The following is a 23,402-nucleotide window of genomic DNA, read 5'->3' on the forward strand; positions in this document are numbered from 1 at the left end:
TTTTCAAACATGACCAGTCGAATTTATGGACGTTACTATCCATATTCGTTTGGATTGTCAATAGGTGATGAAAGGGAAACGAGATGAAAAGCAAGCCTGAACAAAAACGCCGTGGGGCGATGAACTTCACCATGTACATGGTAGTAGGGCTTGGATTAACGGTTCTCATGTCGGCGGCATCAATTATGTTTGGTGCTGCTGATATGAGGTTAGCAACGGTATGGGAGGCTATTTTCCGATTTGATCCAATGCTCACTGAACATCAAATTATTCAAACCATGCGTCTTCCGCGTACTGTAGCTGATCTGATCGTTGGGTGCAGCCTTGCGGTATGTGGCGCTATCATGCAGGGGACAACGCGTAATCCGCTGGCCGACTCCGGGCTGATGGGGATTAGCTCTGGCGCAGCATTTGCAATTGCACTATGCCTGGCCTTTCTGCCGGGTTATTCGTATTGGCAGATGATGATGTTCGCTTGTCTGGGAGCAGCGATCGCCACCGGTATGACTTACTTTACCGCGTCATTGGGCAATCGCGGAATGACGCCTCAGCGACTTGTACTGGCAGGTCTGTCTATTTCAATGTTGTTTGGCGCACTCAGTCAGTACTTGGCGATCAATTATAACCTGGGCCGAGCATTGACATTCTGGACAGCAGGTAGTACAGCGGGGGTCAAATGGGGAGAATTGCTGATTATCTCACCGCTCTTTGTTGGTGGTATACTGCTGGCACTGGCGCTGTCCCCTTCCGTTACATTGCTCAGTTTGGGAGATGATGTGGCAAGTGGACTCGGCATTCGTAGCGGACTGGTCAAGATTTTGTCGACAATTATTGTACTTGTGCTGACTGGATTGGCTGTTGTTGTGGTTGGCCCGGTTGGTTTTGTGGGTCTGATTACCCCGCATATTGTGCGATATATGGTAGGTGTCGACTATCGATACATTATTCCGGCAGCGGCTTTATATGGTGCGTTGCTGACCGTATCGGCCGATTTGGCTGGACGTTTGATCAATAAACCGTTCGAAACACCGATTGCCATTATATTTTCTATCATTGGTGTGCCGTATTTTCTCTTCTTGGCTCGAAGACAAAGGAGGGAATATGAATGATCAAGCGGCGTTATACGATGAAACGAGGCATTATCATCAATGTAGTGCTTATGGTGCTCATCCTTGTGTTTGCGATCATTAGCATGAATTCTGGCAAGATGAATCTTTCACCGCTAGAAGTGCTGAACGTTCTCGTGGGAAACGGTACCGATAAGCAAAATCTGATTGTGTTTGATTTTCGTTTGCCTCGAATTGTCCTTTCGATTTTGGTAGGTCTGGGAATGGGAGCGGCCGGGGTCGTGATGCAGAGTTTGCTGCGTAATGACATGGCTAGTCCGGGAACTCTGGGAATTAGTTCGGGATCGGGTTTGTTTGTCCTGTTCTTTGTTGTATTCATTGCATCCACAGGCAAGAGTTCCTTTATTGCTCTGCCTCTGTTGGCTTTTGTTGGCGGACTATTGGCAGCGGGGTTGATCTTCTTATTATCGTATCGCCGCGGACGAGACATCTCACCAATCGGTTTGATCTTGACCGGGGTAGCGCTAGGAAGCGGGTACGGGGCGCTGACAACCTTCTTGACACTCAAGCTGGATGATTCGCAGATGAACTTCATGTTGTATTGGCTGGCGGGGAGCCTATGGGGCGATGATTGGGGTTATATTTCCATACTGACACCATGGGTCTTGATCTTACTCGGCTATATTTTTTACAAGGCTCGCATACTGAATGCCCTCCATTTGGGCAATCAGACAGCACAGGGGCTTGGTGTTTCCGTGAAGCGACAGTTCTTGGGGTTGTCAATCGCTGCTGTTGCTTTATCCTCTGGCAGTGTAGCTGTGGGAGGAAGCTTCTTTTTCGTTGGATTGATCGCTCCGCATATGGCCAGAAAACTGGTCGGTCCCGATCACAAATTGCTCATTCCGGCTGCCAGCTTAGCCGGGGGACTAGTCGTGGTGTTGGCTGACACGATTACGCGCACGGTTAGCCTCGTAGGAGATGTGCCGACAGGAATCGTAATTACAGTCATTAGTGTTCCATATTTTCTTTATTTACTAGCAAAATCCAAATAACACATAAATGATATGGTCTGAATTTTTTTGTGGAAAACGGCTTCGCAGGACTGCGCGTTGCATTTTAAGCAGAGTGCAAGATAACAAAAGTTCAAACAACGAAGTTACCCTGTGTTACCGCTATGCTTCTTAATTAATAGCATATAGAAAAAGATGCCATTACGAAGATATCGTATTGGCATCTTTTGATTTTTTCTAATTATTTGATAGTCAAGTGGATTACTGGAAAATTACATCAGGATTTATATGGCAGGCTCATCCGATAGCTGGAAACGGGAAACGAAATACCAGATGAGCTCGCGACGGGAGGATACCTTGGTTTTGGCGAAAATGGATTTCAAATGATCCTGAACGGTGTAGACAGAAATATGCATCGCAGCAGCAATTTCCTTGGACGAATAACTGCGGAGCACATATCCGAGAAGTTCCCGCTCTCGACTGGATAATCCATGGCTCTCTGCGAGCAAGGGCAGCAAATCCTGTGGCATCGCCTGCTCCAAACGGATAGCAATCTGATCCGGTCCCGTAAGCTGTTGCATGAGACTGGCATGAAGTATGAGGTAACGCCCATCCGGAAGTTGGATGCAAACTTTGGAGGGTGAGTCGGGAGCGATCTGAGTACCCACGACCAGTTCTGCCCGATTCTTGCGCTGCAAGTGGGAACTCACTGCACGTACCGGACGGGGCAGCACATCAGGCCCTACATGTTCCAGCATGCGCAATTGGGACAGCCAATATTGAGCGGAGGCGTTCAGGGATAAGAGTTGGAACGTGTCTGAGGTGATCAAAATTCCGGGTTCCTCGGGACTTTCACTCGTGATCTCATCGATCAGTGTCAAGCTCGTGGACCGCAGCATCGATGCAATAGAAGCGGTCCAGGACTGAATCATCAACCGCTCCCCCTCTGTAAAGACAGCACTTTCTGTCTTACGATATAGGGTCAGATATCCCCAGCAAGCGTCTCCACTGACCAATACAGCACGCAGTTCATCACCGAACCCCGCTGGCTGAAGAATGTTGAGATAACGTGGGCTTTGTTCAAGCTGTAAGTTCATGGACGGGTGAAGTGTAGCTGTATGCTCACCGCTGCGAATTAATTCAGCGTATTTATGTATATCTTCTTCCATGTATTCATTGATGAATAACCGATCATGAATGGCCTCAATGCCATCTTCTGTCACGGCTCCTGTGGAGAGAAGAGTCAGAGGATCAACGGTAGTAAAACAGTATGCGTCGTAATGTACAACCGTATGGATCTGCTTGAGAACAGCTTCCCGATAGGTACGTGAGGTCCAGGTTCCTTTTTCAAGAGAAGTGATAAGTCTATGGTTCCGATCAATACGTGATGTCAACAAGATTACTCCTCTCTCTGTGCGCATATCCCAATGTTCTGGGATTGTAGGCTCGCCGTATCCTTCTATAATGAAATTAGACGAACAACGAGTCAAGTCTAACTTCAATTCAAGAGGAGTGCGGTGTCCATGAATCACAATCCATCACCGATGAGCTGGGAAACAGCAGATGTTCATCGTTACGAACAATCGATAGCCCTGAAAATTCCGGGTTATTCTCATATGCATGATCTAATGGAACGGCTGCTTTCAGCATCTTTTGCGAATAACAACGATATTCATATCCTTGTTGCCGGAGCGGGAGGGGGAAAAGAGATTGCTCTGCTCGGATCACGTCATGCCGGTTGGACATTGACTGGAGTAGATCCATCACAGCCCATGCTGCAACTTGCTGAGAAACGAGTCGCGGAAGCAGGCATCGGTTCCAGAGTGAAGCTGCAACCTGTCACGGTTGAAGAATTGCCGGAGGATATTGTATATGATGGGGCGACAAGCATGCTCATGTTACATTTCCTTCAGGGGATGGAGGCCAAGAGAACGTTTCTGACCAGCCTCGCAACGAGACTTAAACCGGGTGCACCACTGATCATTGCGGCTGTAAATGCCGATCTTCGTTCACCTGCACATCCAATCATGATGCGAGCTTGGAAGGATCACATGTTGAGTGTGGGCGTCCTTCCTGAAGAGTGGGGGCGTTTTGCTGCTTCCCTGGGCCGTGAATCCGATCCCATATCCTCTGAAGAGATGACCCAGCTACTGACCGAATGCGGTTTCTCACATATTACACGTTACTTCGGGGCGTTCTGGGTGGAGGGGTATTATGCAATTCGAAACTAACGTGAAGCCTATGAAAGATCAGATCTGGGTGGTTGGCGGTTATGGTCAAGTGGGGCAGATGATATGTACTCAACTGGGGAAATTGTTCCCGGGTAAAGTATGGGCTGCGGGTACACGCATGAATCGTGCGGAAGAATTCAGCAGGTCTACAGGTGGTGCGGTGCTACCACTTCAACTGGATGTAACAAAACCTGTGGAGTCTTCAATGTTACGGCCTGTGAAGTTGGTAATCATGTGTGTGGACCAGAGCGATACCCGGTTTGTTGAAGCCTGTGCACAAGCCGGAATCGATTATATTGATATTTCTGCAAAATATGATTTCCTCGCCCAGGTGGAACAACTGCACACCAAAATGCAACGTTCCAAATCGACCGCGATCCTCAGCGTTGGATTATCACCCGGAGTGACTAATTTGCTTGTGCGCGAAGCGACCATGCATATGGATCAGGTGGAGGAGGCAGACATTACCGTAATGCTGGGACTTGGAGAGAAGCACGGAAAAGCTGCCGTGGAGTGGACCGTTGATCAGATGAATGCCACCTACCAAGTGATGCAAAAGGGAAAACCTGCTGAGGTACAAAGTTTCGGAGATGGCAAATGTATTGATTTTGGAGCGGAACTGGGGAACCGGAAGGCCTATCGATTTAACTTTTCGGATCAGCACGTGGTTGCTCGGACGTTACGAATTCCAACCGTATCTACCAGACTCTGTCTGGACTCCCGCTGGATCACAGGATCCATGGCAATCTCCAAACGTGCAGGGTTGTTTTCGTTGCTGCGTATCCCGTCTATTCGGAATGGAACGGTTAAGGCATTTGGCCTTATTCCTGGGGGAGAGCCAATTTATGCAGTCAAGGTCGATGCCGTAGGATGGGAAAATGGTGAGCAAATCCGCGTCGAACAACTACTGGTCGGCGCAAAGGAAGCAGATGCAACAGCAGCCGTAGCTGCAGCCGTGGCAGAACGTGTGTATAAAACAGAATTGCCTCATGGTGTGTTTCATATTGAACAGTGTCTCTCTTTGCAGGACATTCAGGATGCACTTCATACGCCACTAAAGGTGACGACCAAGATCACCTAGTTTCATGTTCTTTTGCTGAGAACCTCCGATCTGCTATGATGGAACAATAATCATGGCATGAATGGAGGGAGATCATGAACTGCGTTGCTGTATTACCTTATTACAAAGTGCAGAGAGAAGTGACGGGTCTCGCCCAAGAGATTGAGATGAATGCCCGCTCCATGATTCTGTATTCAGATAAAATCGTGACCAAATACCGCGAGTTCAACATCACGGAAGTGTTTGACATGTCATTTCGCCGTATGGGTGATGAAGGTGGATTTTTCTATTTGCATACAAGCACAGGAGTATATCCATATATGGTCGAAATCGACCCGAAACCGTTTATACAACATTTCAGAAAGATGACGATCCAAAAATTAAAATGACTTGACCTTGCCGTTACGTGAAGGCTTACCCTCGGATATGGAAAGAACCATAACCAATTCAGAGGAGCCGTGAATGTAATGAGTATACTGATTCAGCAAGCTACGATCCTAACGATGAAAGATGCCGATGCCCCCTTTACGGGGGATATTCGTGTTGAGGGTGATCGCATTACTCATATTGCTGATCACATTGTGCCTCACCCCCAAGATGAGATTATCGATGGACGTAATAAGGTTGCCATGCCAGGACTGATTAATGCCCACCAACATACACCGATGAGTCTGCTCCGGGGATTCTCGGATGATCTGAAGCTGATGGACTGGCTCGAACGCAAAATATTGCCTGCCGAAGCACGGATGAACCCGGAAGACATCTATTGGGGTGCCAAGTTATCCATCGCCGAGATGATCCGTTCGGGTACCACTGCGTTTGCGGATATGTACATTCATATGAATGAGATTGTAGAAGTGGTTGAGCAAACGGGTATGCGGGCATCGCTTACACGTGGGATGGTATTCATGGAGGATGATGGGGGGCGCAGATTGCAGGAGGCGATTGATCTTGTACAACGTTGGTCTGGAGCGGCCGATGGGCGGATTACAACCATGTATGGACCCCACTCACCCTACACTTGTCCCATGGAGCCGCTACGTGAAGTCATTGCTCTGGCTGTCAAGGAGGATATCCCGCTACATATTCATCTGGCTGAGACGAAGGAAGAAGTTGTGAAGATTCGTGAGCGCTATGGCATGACACCGACAGAGTATCTGGAAGAGGCGGGGATGCTCGAACAGGCACATGTGTTGCTTGCGCATGGTGTACACCTCAATCGCAGGGACATCGGCAGATTGAAGGGCATGCGCGGCGGTGTAGCACATAACCCAGTCAGCAATCTGAAGCTGGGGTGTGGAATTGCTCCAATTACCGAGATGTTGGCTCAGGGAATTAACGTGGGAATCGGAACGGATGGAGCGGGAAGTGCCACAACCGTGGATATGTTCGAAGAGATCAAAGCCGCTACCTGGCTGCAAAAGCTGGATTATGGCGATCCCACTCGCTTGCCAGCCAAGGATGTACTAAGCATGGCTACACGTGGAAGTGCTAGTCTACTTGGTCTACAGGATGAAGTGGGGATGCTTGAGGTGGGGTGCAAAGCTGATCTGATCCTGATCGATCTGGCGAAACCACATCTTCAACCGGTACATGAGGTAGAAGCGTTACTGGCTTACAGCGTAAATGGGGCGGACGTGGACACCACGATCGTGAATGGTCAGATCCTCATGAGAGGCAGAAAGCTGCTCACGATTGATGAGGATGAACTTTACCGTGAGGTGAAGGTTAGAGCCAAACGGATTGTTGAGGGAATTTAATTTTAGGTGAATATGATCCGAACTGGAAAATGATTTGTGTTCAAAACGCTATGGAGGCTTACTTCATGGCGTTTTTTGTCGAATCACAACTGGAAATAGTTCCATAGTCCTGTTCAGAATCGGTTCAGAATGACTCGTTATACTGAGCATGTAGTTGTTCAAATTTGAAATGTATACGAGGAGGAACATGAATTGAAGGGGAAACAAAACAAAAAACGGCTTAAGCCGATATTGAAAAAAAGCATGTTGACTGCACTCGGTTTGGGCATTGCGTTGCCTATAGGTGGAGCGCTTCCTCAAGCTAATGCGGGAGAAATTGGTCCAGAGATTAACATTTCACGGCCTGTGCTCAACGACGGCATCCATTGGTTAAATTATTCATCGGAACAAAACGATCCTTCTTTTGTGTCCGGTGTACCCATCGAGGTAACGAACAATAGAGTTAGAATTGATTTGAGTACCCATTTACGATCTAATGAGTTTAGTATGCTCACAGCCAACTCAAGTGATAACAGTATAGCTAGGGTGTATGTAGAAACGATAGAAAATGAAAATACATTGGTTGTTATTGCTTACAAGAGCGGCAAGATCAATATTGAATTGAAAGCTCAATATACTGTATCTGATGTACCGGAAACGGTTACGGATAACTTTGAACTTAACATTAGTAAAAAAGGGGATGTAAATGCAGACGGAAAAGTGAATTCTGCGGATGCAGCAGAACTTTTGACTTATCTTCGTAATATGGTCAGTCGCCGCGGTTATTCTTATGTAGAGATGAACCGAATGGACGTGGATCGTAATGCGGAACCCACTTTGGGGGATATGAATGCGTTGTTAAACGGATATGCCAATAAAACGCTTGGCGCGAAAAACAATGACTATGTGTTGACCTTTCAACAAGTGGACGATGCGCCGTATGTGCTGAATGGTCAATTGAAGGATTACATGGAGAACGCAATTGCCACAGATTATTATTTAGTGGATGTTGATGGTGATGATATTGATTATATTAATACTCCTTCTTATCAGTGGTACCGCGCAACAGACCCTTCAGGAGAAGATATGGTTCCAATAGAAGGGGAGACACGAGAACAGCATACCGTTACATCTGAGGACGAGGATCATTATCTTGTGCTCGAAGTGACTGCTCATTCCACTTCGCACCCGAATACGGAGCCTAGACGAGTATACATTGTTGGAAAAGAAAAAATACAACGCCCTGATTAATTCATATTTTTTAATTTAAATAACGAATAACAATATTTTTTCTATCGTTACCATACATTCTACCAATTGATACAGACATGGAGGCTAATACATGTTTCAACCGAAAAAGAAACGTCCAAGAATCAGAAGAACAATGTCAGGTCTCATCGCACTGACGCTACTCTCGTCTCTCGTATTCCCGAGTATAGCTGGGGCAGAGCCGGCAGAACCATCACAGGTGCAATTTGCAAATGTTAGTGTACAGGCGGGGCAGACGGTTCATGTCCCTGTTACATTAAAGCAGCCCTATTCTCAGGTTAGCGCTTATAATATGCAGATTGATTATGATACATCTGCCCTGGAAGTTGTCCGTATCACGCCTAAATCTGTCAGCACCATTAGCACATCTCCAGAAGAAACCGGTACAGGAGACTTCCAGTACGTAATTAATAACGAAGAAGGCTGGGTACGGATCATCTGGGTTGATTTCAATGCAGGTGAACGTCTGATTTCAGACGAACAGCAATTATTTGATATTGAGGTCAAAGCCAAAAGCAATGCGGCGCCTGGAACGAAACAGCTATCCGTAGATCAAACTGATTCAGAACATTGGCATTTTACAAATGTAGAACACAATAGTGGTGCTCAGTTGTCTGGTGGAACAATCACAATTACAGCAGCAAACTCAGGTGGCGACAATTCTGGTTCGACACCTACACCGAATCCTGGTAACTCTTCAGGTGGAGGAGGAGGAAGTGTATCGCCAACTACACCCGTGGTTACCCCAGTTCCATCGACTCCGGCGGTAACTAAAGGTGTAGACATCTATGTGAACGGTCAGAAACAGGAACAGTCTGCTACGGCTAGCACATCAACGGTAAACAATCAGGTTACCACCACGGTTCATGTGGATAATGACAAAGTCATCAATCAGATTGGAAGTGGACTTAGAACGCTTCTGCTGCCTATTACAGGTACTGGCAAGGGTGCGGTCGTTGGTGAACTGAACGGCAAGCTGGTCAAAACGATGGAAGGAAGTAATGCCGAAGTTGTCATTCAGACTGATAGCGGTACGTACACACTCCCAGCTAACCAGATTCAGGTAGATCAGATTCTGAACCAATTCGGAAGCACGGTTCCATTGGAAGATATCACAATCCAAATCGCTATTGTGCCTAGTGCTACATCCAAGCAAACAGCAATTCAGGCCGCAGCGGATAAGCTGGAGAACACAACGGTGATCGCAGCTCCGATTGATTTTGAAGTAAAAGCGATCTGGAATGGGCAGCAAGTTAATGTGGATCGTTTTAACTCCTATGTAGAGCGCACTATTACGTTGCCGGAAGGTGTCGATGGTTCAAAGATCACGACAGGAGTTGTGCTTCAGCCAGATGGCAGCCTTCTGCATGTACCGACAAAGGTTATCAAAGGTAACGTGCAAGATTCTGCTATCATTAACAGCTTGACGAACAGCACTTACGCTCTGATCTATCATCCGGCAACATTCAGCGATGTATCAAGTCACTGGAGTCGTGATGACGTACAGGATCTGGCATCCCGTCTGATCGTACAAGGTACTGGTGAGAACGTGTTTGCGCCAGACCGGAGTATTACGCGGGCAGAGTTTACGGCTGTTCTGTTAAGAGGTTTGGGTCTGCACTCCCCGCGCAGTACAGAAGAGGCATCATTCACGGATGTGAAGACTGGCAGCTGGTATGAGGATGAGGTTCAGACGGCTGTGTCCTACGGCCTAATCTCAGGTTATGCTGACGACAGCTTCCGTCCGAATAGCGAAATTTCTCGTGCTGAAGCGCTGACTATTGTGTCACGTGCGATGAAACTGGTCGGTCTGGCACAGGCCGACGCGTCAGAGACAACAAGTCTGCTTAGCACATACAGCGATAGCGCTAAAGTACAGGCTTGGGCAGCAGAGCCAGTTGCATCCGCGATTAAACAAGAGCTGGTACAAGGTGCTGATGGCAAACTGATGTCCGATGCAGACATTAGTCGTGCGCAGTCGGCAGCGATTGTGAAAAGGCTGCTGGCAAAAGCGGGATTAATCTAAACTTTATAAGTTGAACTAAAGATTATTTACACTGACACTACGACGACAGAATAACCTTCCAATCGCTGTTATCCCCAGATTTTTTGAATCCCTTCTCCGAAGGTGAAAATCCGGGGATAAAGGCGAACGCTTCGCTTTTTCAGGTTTTTTCTGTCTTCTCCGTTATCGTGTAAATGATTAGTTTAACTTATATTATCAAATGCAATAACGAAATAAGACAACCCGAATCCTTATATCTAAGGATTCGGTTTTTTTGTATATAGTTCTTTTGAACAACCTCTTGTAGGTGCGATGGTCCAGTTCATTATCAGTTCATACTGATTTGTTACGATATGAACATCAAATAGATAGATATCGTGCATGATCAGGAGAGGAAGAGATCCATATGAAAATACTAGAAGTTAAAAATGTGAAGAAATCATACACCTTATATGGAAAAGAAAAAGTTCCCGTACTCCACGGTTTGAACCTGAGTTTTGAGACAGGGGAATTTGTCTCCATCCTCGGCGAATCTGGCTGTGGTAAGTCGACACTGATGAATATCATTGGTGGCATGGACTCCGATTATGAAGGGGACGTCGTTGTTCGTGGCAAGAACTTAAGTGCCATGACAGAGAAGGAAATGGATGATTATCGGAAGAATAATATCGGCTTTGTCTTTCAAAATTTCAATCTGATCCCGCATCTGTCTGTCCTCGAAAATGTAACGATTGCGATGCAAATGACGGATACCAATGAGAAGGATCGCAACCAACGTGCTGTTGATATATTGACAGAGGTGGGACTGAAGGATCATCTGAACAAACGTCCCAACCAGTTATCTGGCGGTCAGAAGCAACGCGTTTCCATCGCACGGGCGTTATCCAACAATCCGGATATTATTCTTGCAGATGAACCGACGGGTGCTCTGGATAGGGAAAACGGAGATCAAATCCTCGCTTTGCTCGACAGTATAGCCAAAAAGGGAATGCTGGTGATTGCCGTTACTCACTCGCAGAAAGTCGCTGACTCCGGTACACGGATTGTGAAGGTTGAAGAGGGGCGTATTAGTGACGATATTCACCTGAAAGATCCTTCTACGGCTGTTTACGAGAGTAGTCAGGATTCTTCCCGGAGCCTGAGCTTGCTTGCTTCATTCAAGATGGCACTTAAAAATATGAAACTCAACGGCAAGCGTAATGTACTGGTAGCATTGGGTGGATCTATAGGTATATTAAGTGTACTCCTGATGCTCTCCTTGGGGAATGGAATAACAACATATATGAATGACGAAATCAATTCAAGTATGGACCCTTTGCTTGTGGATATAACAAAGCCGAGTGAAGAAGCCAAGGATATGCAAGGTCCCGAGGCCTTGATTGCACCAGGTGAATCGTTCACCGAAGCTGATGTTGAGACGATTCGCAATTTTCCTAATGTGGATCATGTAGAGACGATCACGACCATTACAGGCAAATCGACTATGGTGAATGAAAAACAAAGTGTAGGACTCACACAGTTAACAACGTTAACGGATGCTTTTGATCCAGCACTGATGACAACTGGTGTTCTGCCGGTAGAAAATGAGATGTTGTTACCCCTTGATACAGCAAATAAATTAAGCGGAAATGATCAAGCTGAAACCATGATCGGCAAGTCTGTGTTTCTATATATCAATGAGATGGATGGCAATAATAAACCAGTGACCTTGGAGAAAGAAGTAACGATCTCAGGGATCTACGAAGCTGCAGATCCGCAATCTCCAATGCAACAATCTCCGGGATACATCTCATCAGAGACGTTGGAGCAAATGTATACGGACAAAGGAATAACGATCGGGCCAATTCAAGTTAACGCCTATGCAACCGATATGAAATATGTAAATGATATCAATGAAGCTGCTGTAAACGCTGGTTTCGCAGGCTCCCAAATGGCCAAGGTCATGGAGAATATCACCACATATGTAAGTATGGCTTCCATTGTACTTGCGGGTATTGCAGGCATTTCGTTGATCGTATCCGGTATTATGATACTGGTAGTACTCTACATTAGTGTCGTGGAACGGACAAAGGAGATTGGAATTCTTCGGGCGATTGGAGCAAGAAAGAAAGATATCAAGCGAATATTCTTCTCCGAATCTGCCTTATTAGGCGTATTTAGTGGTATTATTGCGGTAATCTTTGCAGTGATCATTAGTTATGTGTTAAACATTCTTTTGGACAAGGCGTTTGGAGCAAAACTCATTAATCTCTCGGGATATTATATCTTGTTTGGTATCGTGGTAAGTACAGCGATTAGTATTGTTGCCGGTTTGATGCCATCATCAAAAGCGGCGAAGCTGGACCCGATGGAATCCTTACGATACGAATAAATATCAATTTTGGAAAGGATAATGGCTACATGAACACAATTCTGGTGGTGGACGATGATTCCCATATCCGCAAATTAATCCGAATCTATCTTGAAAAGAATCAATTCTCCGTGCTGGAAGCACCAGACGGTCAAGAGGCGTTAGATATTCTATCGCATACAAAAGTTGATCTGGCGATTGTGGATGTGATGATGCCGCGAATAGACGGTATTGAACTGACGGAAGATATCCGGTCTTATCTGGATATTCCCATCCTGATGGTGACTGCCAAGGGAGAATCGAAGGACAAAGTCAGAGGATTTAATGCCGGGTCAGACGATTACCTGGTTAAACCATTTGATCCTGTGGAGTTAATCTTGCGTGTAAAATCGTTACTGAAACGATATAACAAAAGTTCATCAAACATGATTCAGATCAGCGGTGTAACGATTGATTTGGGCAATCTGATGGTTGTTTCGGATGGACAAACTATCGAATTGAAAAAGAAGGAATGTGAATTGTTATTTTCTCTGGCGAGTTCGCCAGGGAAAATATTCACACGTACACAGCTTATAGATGACATATGGGGCATCGATTACGAAGGAGATGAGCGTACGGTTGATGTACATATCAAACGGTTAAGGGAACGCCTTGAACATGTTCCTGAGTTAGTGATCTCAACGATAAGAGGACTCGGTTATCGGCTGGAGCGGGCATGAAAATGTTTAGGAAAAGCCTGCGACTTCGCATCGTAGCTACGTTTATCGGGATTGTTCTGGTGAGTTTAATTCTCTCCTTTATGATAAATAACGGGTCCCAGGAAAAGACACCGAATCGTTTTATGGTTACCTTTGCTCAAGATCTCGCTACACTGATTAACCTGATTGATGATCCGGAAAAAGTACAATCAAGCTTAGGTATCTTTGCTCGCTACGGCTTAAATATCACTCCCGTGAATGAACAAAGTGAAGTGTTATCTTCCTTGCCAGAGGACAAAGTTCATTCGTTATTTGAGGCGGGTACAACGGATGCCATTTTTCTGTCCAGTAAAGATGGAGTCGCGACCATAGGTGTTCCTGGAACAAACGAGGGGATCGGCACATTTCTGATTCAAAGCGATTTCTCCTCTCTTTTTCATACACTGCGAAACACGCTCTTAACCTCACTGTTAACGGTTCTGGTGATTGGCAGCTTATTAATCCTGTTCATGTCCGGGTACATTGTGAAACCGATTAAGAGATTAACGGTTGCAGCGAAGGAGATGTCCTCAGGTGACCTGTCGGTCCGCTTGAAACATAATAATCAGGATGAGTTTGGGGAACTGATGGAGAGCTTTAATCATATGGCCAGTGAGTTGCAAAAAATCGATTTGGTTCGTGATGACTTTGTCAGCAATGTCTCTCATGAAATGCAGTCTCCGCTCACATCGATCAGGGGATTTACCAGAGCACTCCAAGATGGTGTTATTCCATTAGAAGAGCAGAAAGAGCATTTGGATATTATCTATGAGGAAACGCTGCGCTTATCGAGGCTCAGTGATAATCTGCTTCGGCTAGCCTCGCTGGACTCGGAGCATCATCCGGTTCATTTCACCACATTCCAGGTAGATGAACAATTAAGAAGGGCGATCTTACTGGCAGAGCCGCAGTGGTCACAGAAGGACATACAGATCGAACTGGACTTGTTGCCCTGCGAGATCACAGTGGACAAAGATTTGTTTGATCAGGTCTGGCAAAATTTAATAAACAATGCGATCAAATACATCGGTCCACAAGGTACCATTCATGTTGAAATTGAGACGTCATCTTCATTTGTGAAGGTATTGATTAGAGATTCTGGACAAGGAATACCTGAGGAAGCACTCCCGTATATCTTTGATCGATTCTACATGGTGGACAAAGCGCGAAGCAGCTCGCTTCGAGGGAATGGATTGGGTTTGTCCATTGTGATTAAAATATTGAAATTGCATCAATGTACAATTGATGTAGAGAGCGAAGTAGGAAAAGGTACACAGTTTATTGTCACGATCCCCAGATCGACCATTACACCTACATCTTAAGGCAACCCAGAACAGAGAGAGCAGTATGGAAACAATCGGTCCCTGTGCGTTCAGGCTTCAGATTGCTGCCATATTGCTTTTTTGATATCTGTATTTGCGACAAAATTTCACATATAGTTTTGTTTAGCAGTGGATCATTTGATAAAATAGAAGAGACGTTATGTGAATCTATGAACTTAATTAATTTATCATACAGAGAATGGAGCCATCCAATGAAATATCGCAATATGGAAGATTGTATTAACGATCTGGAGCAGCATGGTCATTTGATTCGGGTCAAAGAAGAGGTTGATCCTCATCTGGAGATGGCAGCGATCCATATGAAAGTGCACGAGGCTAAAGGCCCGGCGTTGTTATTCGAAAATGTAAAAGGCTCAAAGTTCCAGGCCGTATCCAATCTGTTCGGCACGGTGGAACGAAGCAAGTTTATGTTCCGCGGTACGCTGGAAGGTGTACAACGGGTCATGGCTGTTCGTGACGATCCCATGAAGGCGCTTAAGACGCCATTTCAGCATGTCCAAACAGGTCTTGCTGCGTGGCAGGCGCTGCCAAAACAGAAGTCTATAAGCCTACCCGTGTCGGCCCAAGAGATTCAAATCTCGGACTTGCCACTCATCAAACATTGGCCTATGGACGGTGGGGCATTTGTGACGCTACCACAGGTTTATTCGGAAGATCCGGAAAAACCAGGAATCATGAATTCAAACTTGGGGATGTACCGGGTTCAACTGGATGGCAATGATTTTGAAATGAACAAGGAAATAGGGTTACACTATCAGATTCATCGCGGAATTGGTATACATCAAGCCAAAGCTGTCAAAAAGGGAGAACCACTGAAAGTGAGTATTTTCATTGGGGGTCCACCTGCACATACACTTTCAGCGGTTATGCCTTTGCCTGAAGGACTTAGTGAGATGACATTTGCCGGTCTGCTCGCTGGACGTCGCTTCCGGTACAGTTACAAGGACGGATATTGCATCAGTAATGATGCTGATTTTGTCATCACGGGTGATATCTACCCAGGTGAGACAAAACCCGAAGGTCCGTTTGGTGATCATCTGGGTTATTACAGTCTGACACATGAATTCCCGTTAATGCGTGTGCATAAAGTCTATGCCAAACCTAATGCCATCTGGCCGTTTACGGTTGTTGGTCGTCCGCCGCAAGAGGATACGGCGTTTGGTGATTTGATTCATGAGATTACAGGAGACGCGATCAAACAGGAGATTCCAGGTGTCAAAGAAGTGCATGCGGTCGATGCGGCAGGGGTCCATCCATTACTGTTTGCCATCGGCAGTGAACGTTACACGCCGTATCAGGCGGTGAAGCAGCCGACAGAGTTGCTTACGATTGCCAATCGTATTTTGGGTACGGGTCAGCTCAGTCTTGCGAAGTACCTGTTTATTACTGCTGAGGATCAGCAACCTCTGGATACCCACAAGGAAGTTGAATTCCTGACCTATATCTTGGAGCGTATGGATATGCAGCGGGATATTCATTTCCATACCCATACAACGATTGATACACTCGATTATTCGGGTACAGGACTGAACAGCGGCAGCAAGGTCGTTTTTGCAGCGTATGGCGACAAGATTCGGGAGCTGTGTTCGGAAGTGCCAGAGTCTTTGAAAAACATTCGTGGTTATGAGAATCCACAGCTCATCATGCCGGGTATCGTTTCGATCCAGACATCGGCCTTTACGAGTTATGCGGATACAGCACAGGAGATGCAAGCATTCACGTCTCTATTGAAAGAACAGGGAGGTCTGGACTCGTGTCCGATGATCATTCTATGTGACGACAGTTCGTTCCTGAGTGCTAACCTCAGCAACTTCTTATGGGCAACCTTTACTCGCAGCAACCCTTCACATGACATGTACGGGGTTAATAGCGGATATGACCACAAGCATTGGGGCTGTGATCAGGTGATTATTGATGCACGTACCAAACCCCATCAGGCACCACCGCTGATTCCCGATGCTTCGGTCGAGAAGAGCATTGAACGATTTTTTGTTAAAGGTGCTAGTCTGGGTTCGATCAAAATCTAATTTGAGATGTCTTGAAGAAGTTCAAACGGAGCGTTTGAACTTCTTTGGCTTACTCTGATACGGCAATGAGGCACAAAAGTGTGTAAAAGTTTAAAACCGGGACTAATTTGGATGTTGGAGTGAGGATAAAGTCTTAGGCGTTCGTATTTACCATTGTGATTAAGGTCGTTTGAACTATGTATGAAATGAAGAATTATAACGATATAAAGAAGTATAGGTATTTTTGTGGCCCCGTTCCGTTGGGTGCTGTTACTATAATGAATTGTTCAGGGGGAATACCGATTTGAGAATCCATATTATGAACCTGCAAGACGGAGACCGTCTAACTGCGGATACATTCAGCGATGCAGGATTACACGTTCTCGGGAAGGGAACTGTGATCAAAGGTGAGGATATCACCTTGCTTATGCAGCACCGTGTAGATTATGTAGATATTGAATCACGCGAAGAGGAAATCACTGAAGCAGAATTTTTTGCAGCAGCCGCAAAGCATGCTTCGGGGATAACTACGAAGGAAGAACCGCCTGAAGAAGAGCTGAAGTCCCAATTTATTCAGACTGTACATAATTATCAAAATGCTTTTCTCGAAGCTCTGACCGTTGGCAAGTTCAACGCCACCATGGTGGATGATGCACTGCAACCGATGGTTGAAGGACTGGATGAGCAAAAAGATGTCGTTCATCTCCTGATGATGCTGGAGCGGGATGACGTCAATAACTATACACATTCAATCCAGGTAGGATTGTTGTCATTCTACCTCGCGAATTGGCTTGGATATTCTCAGAAGGAGAGTTATCAGATTAGTCGCGGTGGTTATCTGCATGACATTGGAAAGTGCAAAGTTTCCCACCGGATTCGGAACAAAACAGAACCATTGACGGCGGATGAGCAGCTTGAAATGCGGCGTCACACCATATATGGTCATGAAATTATCAAAAATTCGATGACGGATGAAGCGACAGCACTGGTTGCTCTGCAGCATCACGAGCGGGAAGATGGGTCGGGTTATCCGATGCAACTTGAGAAAAGTGAAATTCATCCATATACACAGATTGTATCTGTAGCGGATATCTATATAGGCATGAGATCCGGGAACCACGGAGGAAGCAATCCAAATCTGATCAACAACCTTAGAGATATCTATGGAATGGGATTTGGTAAACTGAATGAAAAACCGGTTCAGGCATTGATGCAACATTTGCTTCCTAATTTCATCGGGAAACAGGTTCTGCTCAGCAATGGAGAAAAAGGTGTTATTGTCATGAATAATACGTCTGATATTTTCAAACCACTCATCAAAGTGGAGTCTGAAGAATATCGCGATCTCTCCAAAGAGCGTACGCTTGCCATTGATGAATTGCTTATTTAATCTAAATATGATCTGTATTCCTTACTTATATTGAGAACGGGCCTCCTGTACGAAGACAGGGGACCCGTTTTTTGTTATATCATCCTAGATGTGTTGTTCGACCAAGGAAGCAAGCGTATACTTTGCAAAGACCTTATTTTTCCTGCCAAGGAGCGATCGCCATGATTGAAGTGACAACCGAGATTACGATACATGCCTCGATTGAACGATGCTTTGACTATGCCCGGGATATTGATGTACATACTCAGACCGTCTGGCAACATACAAGAGAGCGAGCAGTTGCAGGAGTAACCACAGGAAGAATTGGAGCAGGGGATACCGTTACATTTCAGGCTACTCATTTTGGGGTCAGACAGAAGTTGAAGTCCCGAATTGTACAGTTTGAACGACCTTTCCTCTTTGTGGATCAGATGGAGAAAGGGGCTTTCAAGAGCATGCGACATGAACATCATTTCAGCGTAATTGGGGATCAGATGACTTGCATGAGAGACACACTTCGATTCGAAGCTCCACTTGGATTGCTGGGATGGGCAACCGAACGACTTGTGCTGAAGAAATACATGCAGGCATTTCTGGAGGATCGTAATCGTAAGCTCAAAGATATGCTTGAAGAGTAGCTAGAATTGAGGGATAAAGGAGAGAAGACATTTGATGGATAATGAACATTTTGTAGGTTGGGGCACACTTGCCTTGATTAATGCCGGACTGGCTCAGGGAAAAAACAGAAGTGGTCGGAACTGGTTTCTGATTTCCCTGTTATTTGGTCCGTTGGCAACTCTTTTTATTGTGGTGTGGAATAAACTGGACTAATTCAACGATCGATATTCCGATGCATATAACGATCGATCATCCAGAATACAAGGGCTGCTGCACTAACGCCAGCACCTAACCAGCAAACGGCTGTCCAGCCTGCCCATGCATACACTTGGGTAGAAACGATGGAGCCAGTTGCACTGCCGATGGAATAAAAGATCATATAAGCTGCCGTCAGGCGGCTCTGCGCTTCGGGGCGAACTTCGTAGATCAGGCTCTGGTTGGTAACATGTACGGCCTGCACGGCGAGATCGAGCAGGATAACACCCAGGATCAGAAACCAGAGAGAATGATGGACATAACCGATGGGCAGCCAGGACAAGAGCAAAATGACAAGAGCGACACCGGTTGTTTTCTGCCCAAGGCCCCGGTCGGCAAGTTTACCTGCACGGGCAGCAGCCAATGCTCCCGCCGCTCCTGCGAGACCGAATGCACCTATGACTGTATGAGACAGGGACAGTGGAGGGCTACTTAGTGGCAGAACCATAGAAGTCCATAAGATGCTGAAGGCTGTAAAAATCAGCATGGCCAGCACACCTCGTACTCGTAACACACGCAACTCACGGTACAGTTGCAAGACGGAACCGAGTAATTGGGTATAGCTTTGTTTTACCTGTGGGGACTGCTGCTTTGGGAGAACAAGATATAAGGCGACAATTCCGAGTAATGTAAGGCTGGCGGAGAAGAGATACACCGATCTCCACCCGAGCCAATCGTTCAGCGTACCTGCAACCGTTCGTGCAAGTAAAATGCCAATGACGATTCCGCTGGTTACCAACCCGACAATGCGACCACGTTCGGAAGGGGCTGCCAAGTGTGCAGCAAAGGCAACGAGCGTTTGCGTAATGACGGCTAATAAACCAACGACAGCCATGCCCGTGAATAAAAGTGAGCTGGATTGTGCGGTTCCTACGAGAACCAGTGCAAGCACGGATAAGAGCATTTGAATGATGATCAACTTGCGGCGATTTAAGAGGTCACCAAGCGGAACGAGAAGGAATAGCCCCAAGGCATAACATATTTGAGTCACTGTGATGACAATCCCAATGGATGATGGCGAGAGGCTGAATTCTTGAGCGATGGAGTCCAGTAAAGGCTGAGCATAATAGATATTGGCGACCGCAAGTCCGCTGCACACGGCAAAAAGAAGAGCAACTAACCGTGACATGGCAGGACGATCCTTATTGGATAATTGTGCATCTGGAGAAGAAGTTTGCATAAATGGATGTCACCTTTCTATTATGTACTGATCAGTATGTTATGTTTCGAAATAACCATACTTTATTTGCGTGAATTCTGTCAACAGAGAATTGGGTGAGGGTATGCGATCGCTTCTATTCCAGATTTTTCGATTCATTTATAGCTAAAAACTCCTTTCCGGTTATTAGGTTTTGACTTTGTAATAAGAGTGAGGTTAAAATATATAAACATACTGATCGATACATAAAGAGGTGAATTGTATGGTTAGACAACGGGAATTTGATACGGATAAAGCACTTGATGCAGCGATGCATACGTTTTGGGACAAAGGGTTCGAAGCGGCATCTTTAAATGACTTGACGACCGCAATGGGCATACAACGTCCCAGTCTGTACGCGGCTTTTGGCGATAAAAAGGAATTATTCGAAACAGCACTTCGCAGGTATACCACTCAGCATGCGGCTCAAGTCAGAGCCAGACTTCAACAGGGCTCCTCCGTACGGGAAGCCTTTCGTGGATTGTTTGAACATATTGGAGCAGAGGGGAGTGTGACCGAGCCTAGTCACGGCTGTTTTTGCATTAATACGATGGTTGAGCTGGCTCCACATGATCCCAAATTCGCTGTCCTTACACGGGAGCATCAGATGTACCTGGGTGTTCTTTTCAAAGAAACGATAGAACGAGGGCAACAGAGCGGGGAGTTGTCCACTGACATGAACGCAAGTGCGGTCGCACAGTCCCTGGTAGTATCCATGATTGGACTGACTGTACTGATGAAATCAGGACCAGACCGCTTATTTGTAGAGCAGAGCATCCAAGTTACGCTGTCTTTGCTGCAGTAATAGGGATTTATTCTGTTTAAAGTGATGCGGAGTTGCTACAATATAGACAAGAATTGAGCAGATATAGGAGGAGATCAGGAATGGATACGAAGTTGCGCTGTGCCGTTTTGGATGATTATCAGAACGTCGCGCTGACGTCAGCAGACTGGAGTCCGTTGATGGATCAGGTGGAGATTCAGACATTCAACAACTATATGGGCTCGGAAGAAAAAGTCATTCAGGAATTGCAGGATTTCGATATTGTGGTTCTGATGCGGGAACGTACACCGTTTCCAGAGAAGGTCATTTCGCAGCTCCCTAAGCTAAAACTTCTGATTACAAGTGGTATGCGCAACGCGTCGATAGATCTAAAGGCTGCAGAGAAGAACGGGATTATTGTGTGTGGAACCGAGGGAAGCTCTAATCCGCCGACGGAGCTTACATGGGCACTGATTCTAGGGCTGTCCAGACAACTGGTTACGGAAAATAATGCACTTCGCTCCAATCGAAACTGGCAGAGCACTGTAGGGTTGGATTTGCATGGGAGAACACTTGGATTGCTCGGTTTGGGCAAGATAGGAACTCGCATGGCTGAGATCGCACAAGCATTTGGCATGAATGTGATGGCCTGGAGCGAGAATCTAACACGTGAGAAAACCGAAAAACATGGTGTGATCTGGTGCGAGACCAAGGAGCAACTGCTTGCACAGAGCGACATTGTATCCATTCATCTGGTATTGAGTGATCGTACGCGGAATCTGATCGGACAAGCCGAATTTCAACAAATGAAATCGAGTGCGCTATTAATAAATACGTCGCGAGCGGGCATTGTCGATCAGGAAGCTATGGTGGAGGCATTGCAGCGTGGTGTGATTGCTGGTGCAGGTCTGGATGTATATGAGCAGGAACCGCTACCCGTTAACCATGTGATGCGAACATTGCCCAACGTTCTGGCCACACCGCATCTGGGTTATGTGACTCGTGGCAATTATGAGATCTATTATAATCATACCGTAGAGAATATAGCGATGTTCCTGAAGGGAACACCGATCAGGCAACTGCATTCTTAGAATGAACGTATGCGGAGTATGACTCTGCTATAGTTATATAGAATCAACGACAAATAAGGTGCTGCCAGGAAAGAGTTAGACCTGAGCAACACCTTTTTAGTATATCTGTGTAGTAAACAAATGAAGGGACGGATGTAAAATACATTCTATCCCGGTGACCCATCCCCCTCACCAAATTTAACTGTGTGGCCCTCGCTGGGAAGAATGAATCATGGCTACGCTTGATTCACGAACGATTAAGCGCGGTTCAAACTGGATGTGTTCGTAATCGGTCGTGCTCATCTCCCGAATTCGTTTTAACAACAGCTCAGTAGCAAGTCTGGCGACTTCTTCGCCCATTATGGAGACGGAACTAATCTGAGGAGACGTGACGGTTGTCCATTGATTGTTATCCACACCCACAACAGCCACATCTTCAGGTACACGAACCCCTAACTCCTTGAACCGATTAACCAATCCTATGGCAACCATATCATTAATGGCATAGACGGCATCTGGCATATGCGTAAGTCCATAGAAATAATCTGCAGCATTGGCACCTGTATTTAATGAAAAGTCCTCACCAAAGTATACGAGAGAAATGTCCACATGGCCTACAGCTTGCTCATACGCAAGAAAGCGTTCTTCAATAATGTCCTTCGGTGCTCCCGCATATGCAATTCGAGTTCGACCGATCTTGAACAGATGTTCCATTACCAATTTGCCTTCAGGTTGAGAGAGAGAGACGATATCCGCTTTCATACCCGGTTCCAGTTTTTTGCCGTAATTAATCATCGAGATAGGGAGCGGAGCCTTATCAATCAGTCCGGGTAACGTTTTGGGGTACGCCAGAGGCATGAAGATCAGTCCGTCCACATGCAATTTTTTGACATTACGAATGGTTTCAAGCTCCGTTCTGGCATTGCCTGCCGTATTGATCTGGACGACATGGTACCCATGTTGCTTCGCCGTTTGCTCTACAGACCAGGAGATTTCCGGAATGATGGCGTTTCGTATGTCGGGTACAACAAGAGCGATCTGGTGCGTTTGCCGGATTTTCAGACTCTGTGCCGAGGTGTTGGGTACAAACCCCAGTTCTTCAATGGCCTGCATCACTTTATCCCGTGTTTTACTGCTGATGCCTTCTGAATTGTTGATGGCCCGGGATACGGTAGCGATGCCCACGCCGGCACGCTCTGCAACGTCCTTGATCGTAAGTTTCTGTTCTTTCCTCAATGTACGGTTACCTCACTTTATCGGAAACGATTCCGAATTATTAGGAATATGTATGAACTTCACGATAGTTATATAA

General features: G+C 46.0%; 20 protein-coding genes. 17 read left to right on the forward strand and 3 right to left on the reverse strand.

The features are described 5' to 3' along the window. Positions 1-83 precede the first annotated feature (83 nt). Positions 84-1,109, forward strand: coding sequence for an iron ABC transporter permease (locus MHI55_RS13810; protein ID WP_076249543.1), 1,026 nt, complete (start codon positions 84-86; stop codon positions 1,107-1,109). Continuing rightward, positions 1,106-2,119: an iron ABC transporter permease gene (locus tag MHI55_RS13815; RefSeq protein WP_076249542.1), complete on the forward strand. Its 1,014-nt coding sequence runs from the start codon at positions 1,106-1,108 to the stop codon at positions 2,117-2,119. The genes MHI55_RS13810 and MHI55_RS13815 overlap by 4 nt, the downstream gene beginning before the upstream one ends. A 242-nt stretch (positions 2,120-2,361) precedes the next feature. Here the strand turns inward: MHI55_RS13815 and MHI55_RS13820 are convergent, their stop codons facing one another. Beyond that, positions 2,362-3,471: a LuxR family transcriptional regulator gene (locus MHI55_RS13820; protein ID WP_256719958.1), complete on the reverse strand. Its 1,110-nt coding sequence runs from the start codon at positions 3,469-3,471 to the stop codon at positions 2,362-2,364. Between the two features lie 129 nt (positions 3,472-3,600). Here MHI55_RS13820 and MHI55_RS13825 point away from each other — a divergent pair, with 129 nt between their 5' ends. The 13 genes from MHI55_RS13825 to MHI55_RS13885 all read left to right on the forward strand — a co-directional run bounded on the left by MHI55_RS13825 (position 3,601) and on the right by MHI55_RS13885 (position 19,017). Then, positions 3,601-4,308 carry a class I SAM-dependent methyltransferase gene (locus MHI55_RS13825; RefSeq protein WP_076249540.1) on the forward strand — a complete coding sequence of 236 codons (708 nt, stop codon included), beginning with the start codon at positions 3,601-3,603 and terminating at the stop codon, positions 4,306-4,308. Further along, on the forward strand, positions 4,292-5,389 hold the full coding sequence (locus tag MHI55_RS13830; RefSeq protein WP_076249539.1) for a saccharopine dehydrogenase NADP-binding domain-containing protein: 1,098 nt from the start codon (positions 4,292-4,294) through the stop codon (positions 5,387-5,389). The genes MHI55_RS13825 and MHI55_RS13830 overlap by 17 nt, the downstream gene beginning before the upstream one ends. A gap of 74 nt (positions 5,390-5,463) precedes the next feature. Further along, entirely contained in the window at positions 5,464-5,757 is a 294-nt protein-coding gene (locus MHI55_RS13835; RefSeq protein WP_036608638.1) for a hypothetical protein, read from the forward strand. Between the two features lie 78 nt (positions 5,758-5,835). Then, complete coding sequence (locus MHI55_RS13840; RefSeq protein WP_076249538.1) at positions 5,836-7,128, forward strand: amidohydrolase; 1,293 nt, start codon at positions 5,836-5,838, stop codon at positions 7,126-7,128. A gap of 192 nt (positions 7,129-7,320) precedes the next feature. Beyond that, positions 7,321-8,358 (forward strand): dockerin type I domain-containing protein, encoded by a 1,038-nt coding sequence (locus MHI55_RS13845; protein ID WP_076249537.1) that lies wholly within the window; start codon positions 7,321-7,323, stop codon positions 8,356-8,358. A 91-nt stretch (positions 8,359-8,449) separates the two neighbouring features. After that, the gene (locus tag MHI55_RS13850) at positions 8,450-10,402 is read left to right on the forward strand and encodes an S-layer homology domain-containing protein (RefSeq protein ID WP_340390283.1); all 1,953 of its coding nucleotides are present in this window, start codon (positions 8,450-8,452) and stop codon (positions 10,400-10,402) included. Between the two features lie 385 nt (positions 10,403-10,787). After that, entirely contained in the window at positions 10,788-12,752 is a 1,965-nt protein-coding gene (locus MHI55_RS13855) for an ATP-binding cassette domain-containing protein (RefSeq protein WP_340390285.1), read from the forward strand. A 29-nt stretch (positions 12,753-12,781) separates the two neighbouring features. Further along, positions 12,782-13,450 (forward strand): response regulator transcription factor, encoded by a 669-nt coding sequence (locus tag MHI55_RS13860; RefSeq protein ID WP_339301058.1) that lies wholly within the window; start codon positions 12,782-12,784, stop codon positions 13,448-13,450. A 2-nt stretch (positions 13,451-13,452) separates the two neighbouring features. Beyond that, positions 13,453-14,790 carry a HAMP domain-containing sensor histidine kinase gene (locus MHI55_RS13865; RefSeq protein ID WP_340390287.1) on the forward strand — a complete coding sequence of 446 codons (1,338 nt, stop codon included), beginning with the start codon at positions 13,453-13,455 and terminating at the stop codon, positions 14,788-14,790. A 212-nt stretch (positions 14,791-15,002) separates the two neighbouring features. Next, positions 15,003-16,838: a UbiD family decarboxylase gene (locus MHI55_RS13870; protein ID WP_340390289.1), complete on the forward strand. Its 1,836-nt coding sequence runs from the start codon at positions 15,003-15,005 to the stop codon at positions 16,836-16,838. Positions 16,839-17,121: 283 nt separating this feature from the next. Then, positions 17,122-18,207 carry an HD domain-containing protein gene (locus MHI55_RS13875; protein WP_036608620.1) on the forward strand — a complete coding sequence of 362 codons (1,086 nt, stop codon included), beginning with the start codon at positions 17,122-17,124 and terminating at the stop codon, positions 18,205-18,207. 161 nt (positions 18,208-18,368) lie between these two features. Further along, positions 18,369-18,824, forward strand: a complete 456-nt coding sequence (locus tag MHI55_RS13880) for an SRPBCC family protein (RefSeq protein ID WP_340390291.1) — start codon at positions 18,369-18,371, stop codon at positions 18,822-18,824. A gap of 31 nt (positions 18,825-18,855) precedes the next feature. After that, a complete protein-coding gene (locus MHI55_RS13885; protein ID WP_340390667.1) occupies positions 18,856-19,017 on the forward strand; it encodes a hypothetical protein in 162 nt (53 codons plus the stop codon). A 1-nt stretch (position 19,018) separates the two neighbouring features. On the opposite strand, the gene MHI55_RS13890 is transcribed toward MHI55_RS13885, so the two are convergent. After that, entirely contained in the window at positions 19,019-20,239 is a 1,221-nt protein-coding gene (locus MHI55_RS13890) for an MFS transporter (protein WP_340390293.1), read from the reverse strand. 241 nt (positions 20,240-20,480) lie between these two features. On the opposite strand from MHI55_RS13890, the gene MHI55_RS13895 reads away from it, so the two are divergent. Then, entirely contained in the window at positions 20,481-21,062 is a 582-nt protein-coding gene (locus MHI55_RS13895) for a TetR/AcrR family transcriptional regulator (RefSeq protein WP_017688803.1), read from the forward strand. Between the two features lie 80 nt (positions 21,063-21,142). Further along, positions 21,143-22,111, forward strand: coding sequence for a D-2-hydroxyacid dehydrogenase family protein (locus MHI55_RS13900; RefSeq protein WP_340390295.1), 969 nt, complete (start codon positions 21,143-21,145; stop codon positions 22,109-22,111). A gap of 177 nt (positions 22,112-22,288) precedes the next feature. Here MHI55_RS13900 and MHI55_RS13905 read toward each other — a convergent pair whose 3' ends face one another. After that, positions 22,289-23,326: a LacI family DNA-binding transcriptional regulator gene (locus MHI55_RS13905; RefSeq protein WP_340390297.1), complete on the reverse strand. Its 1,038-nt coding sequence runs from the start codon at positions 23,324-23,326 to the stop codon at positions 22,289-22,291. Positions 23,327-23,402 lie beyond the last annotated feature (76 nt).

The sequence above is a fragment of the Paenibacillus sp. FSL E2-0151 genome, assembly GCF_037993015.1.
Lineage (GTDB): Bacteria > Bacillota > Bacilli > Paenibacillales > Paenibacillaceae > Paenibacillus > Paenibacillus amylolyticus.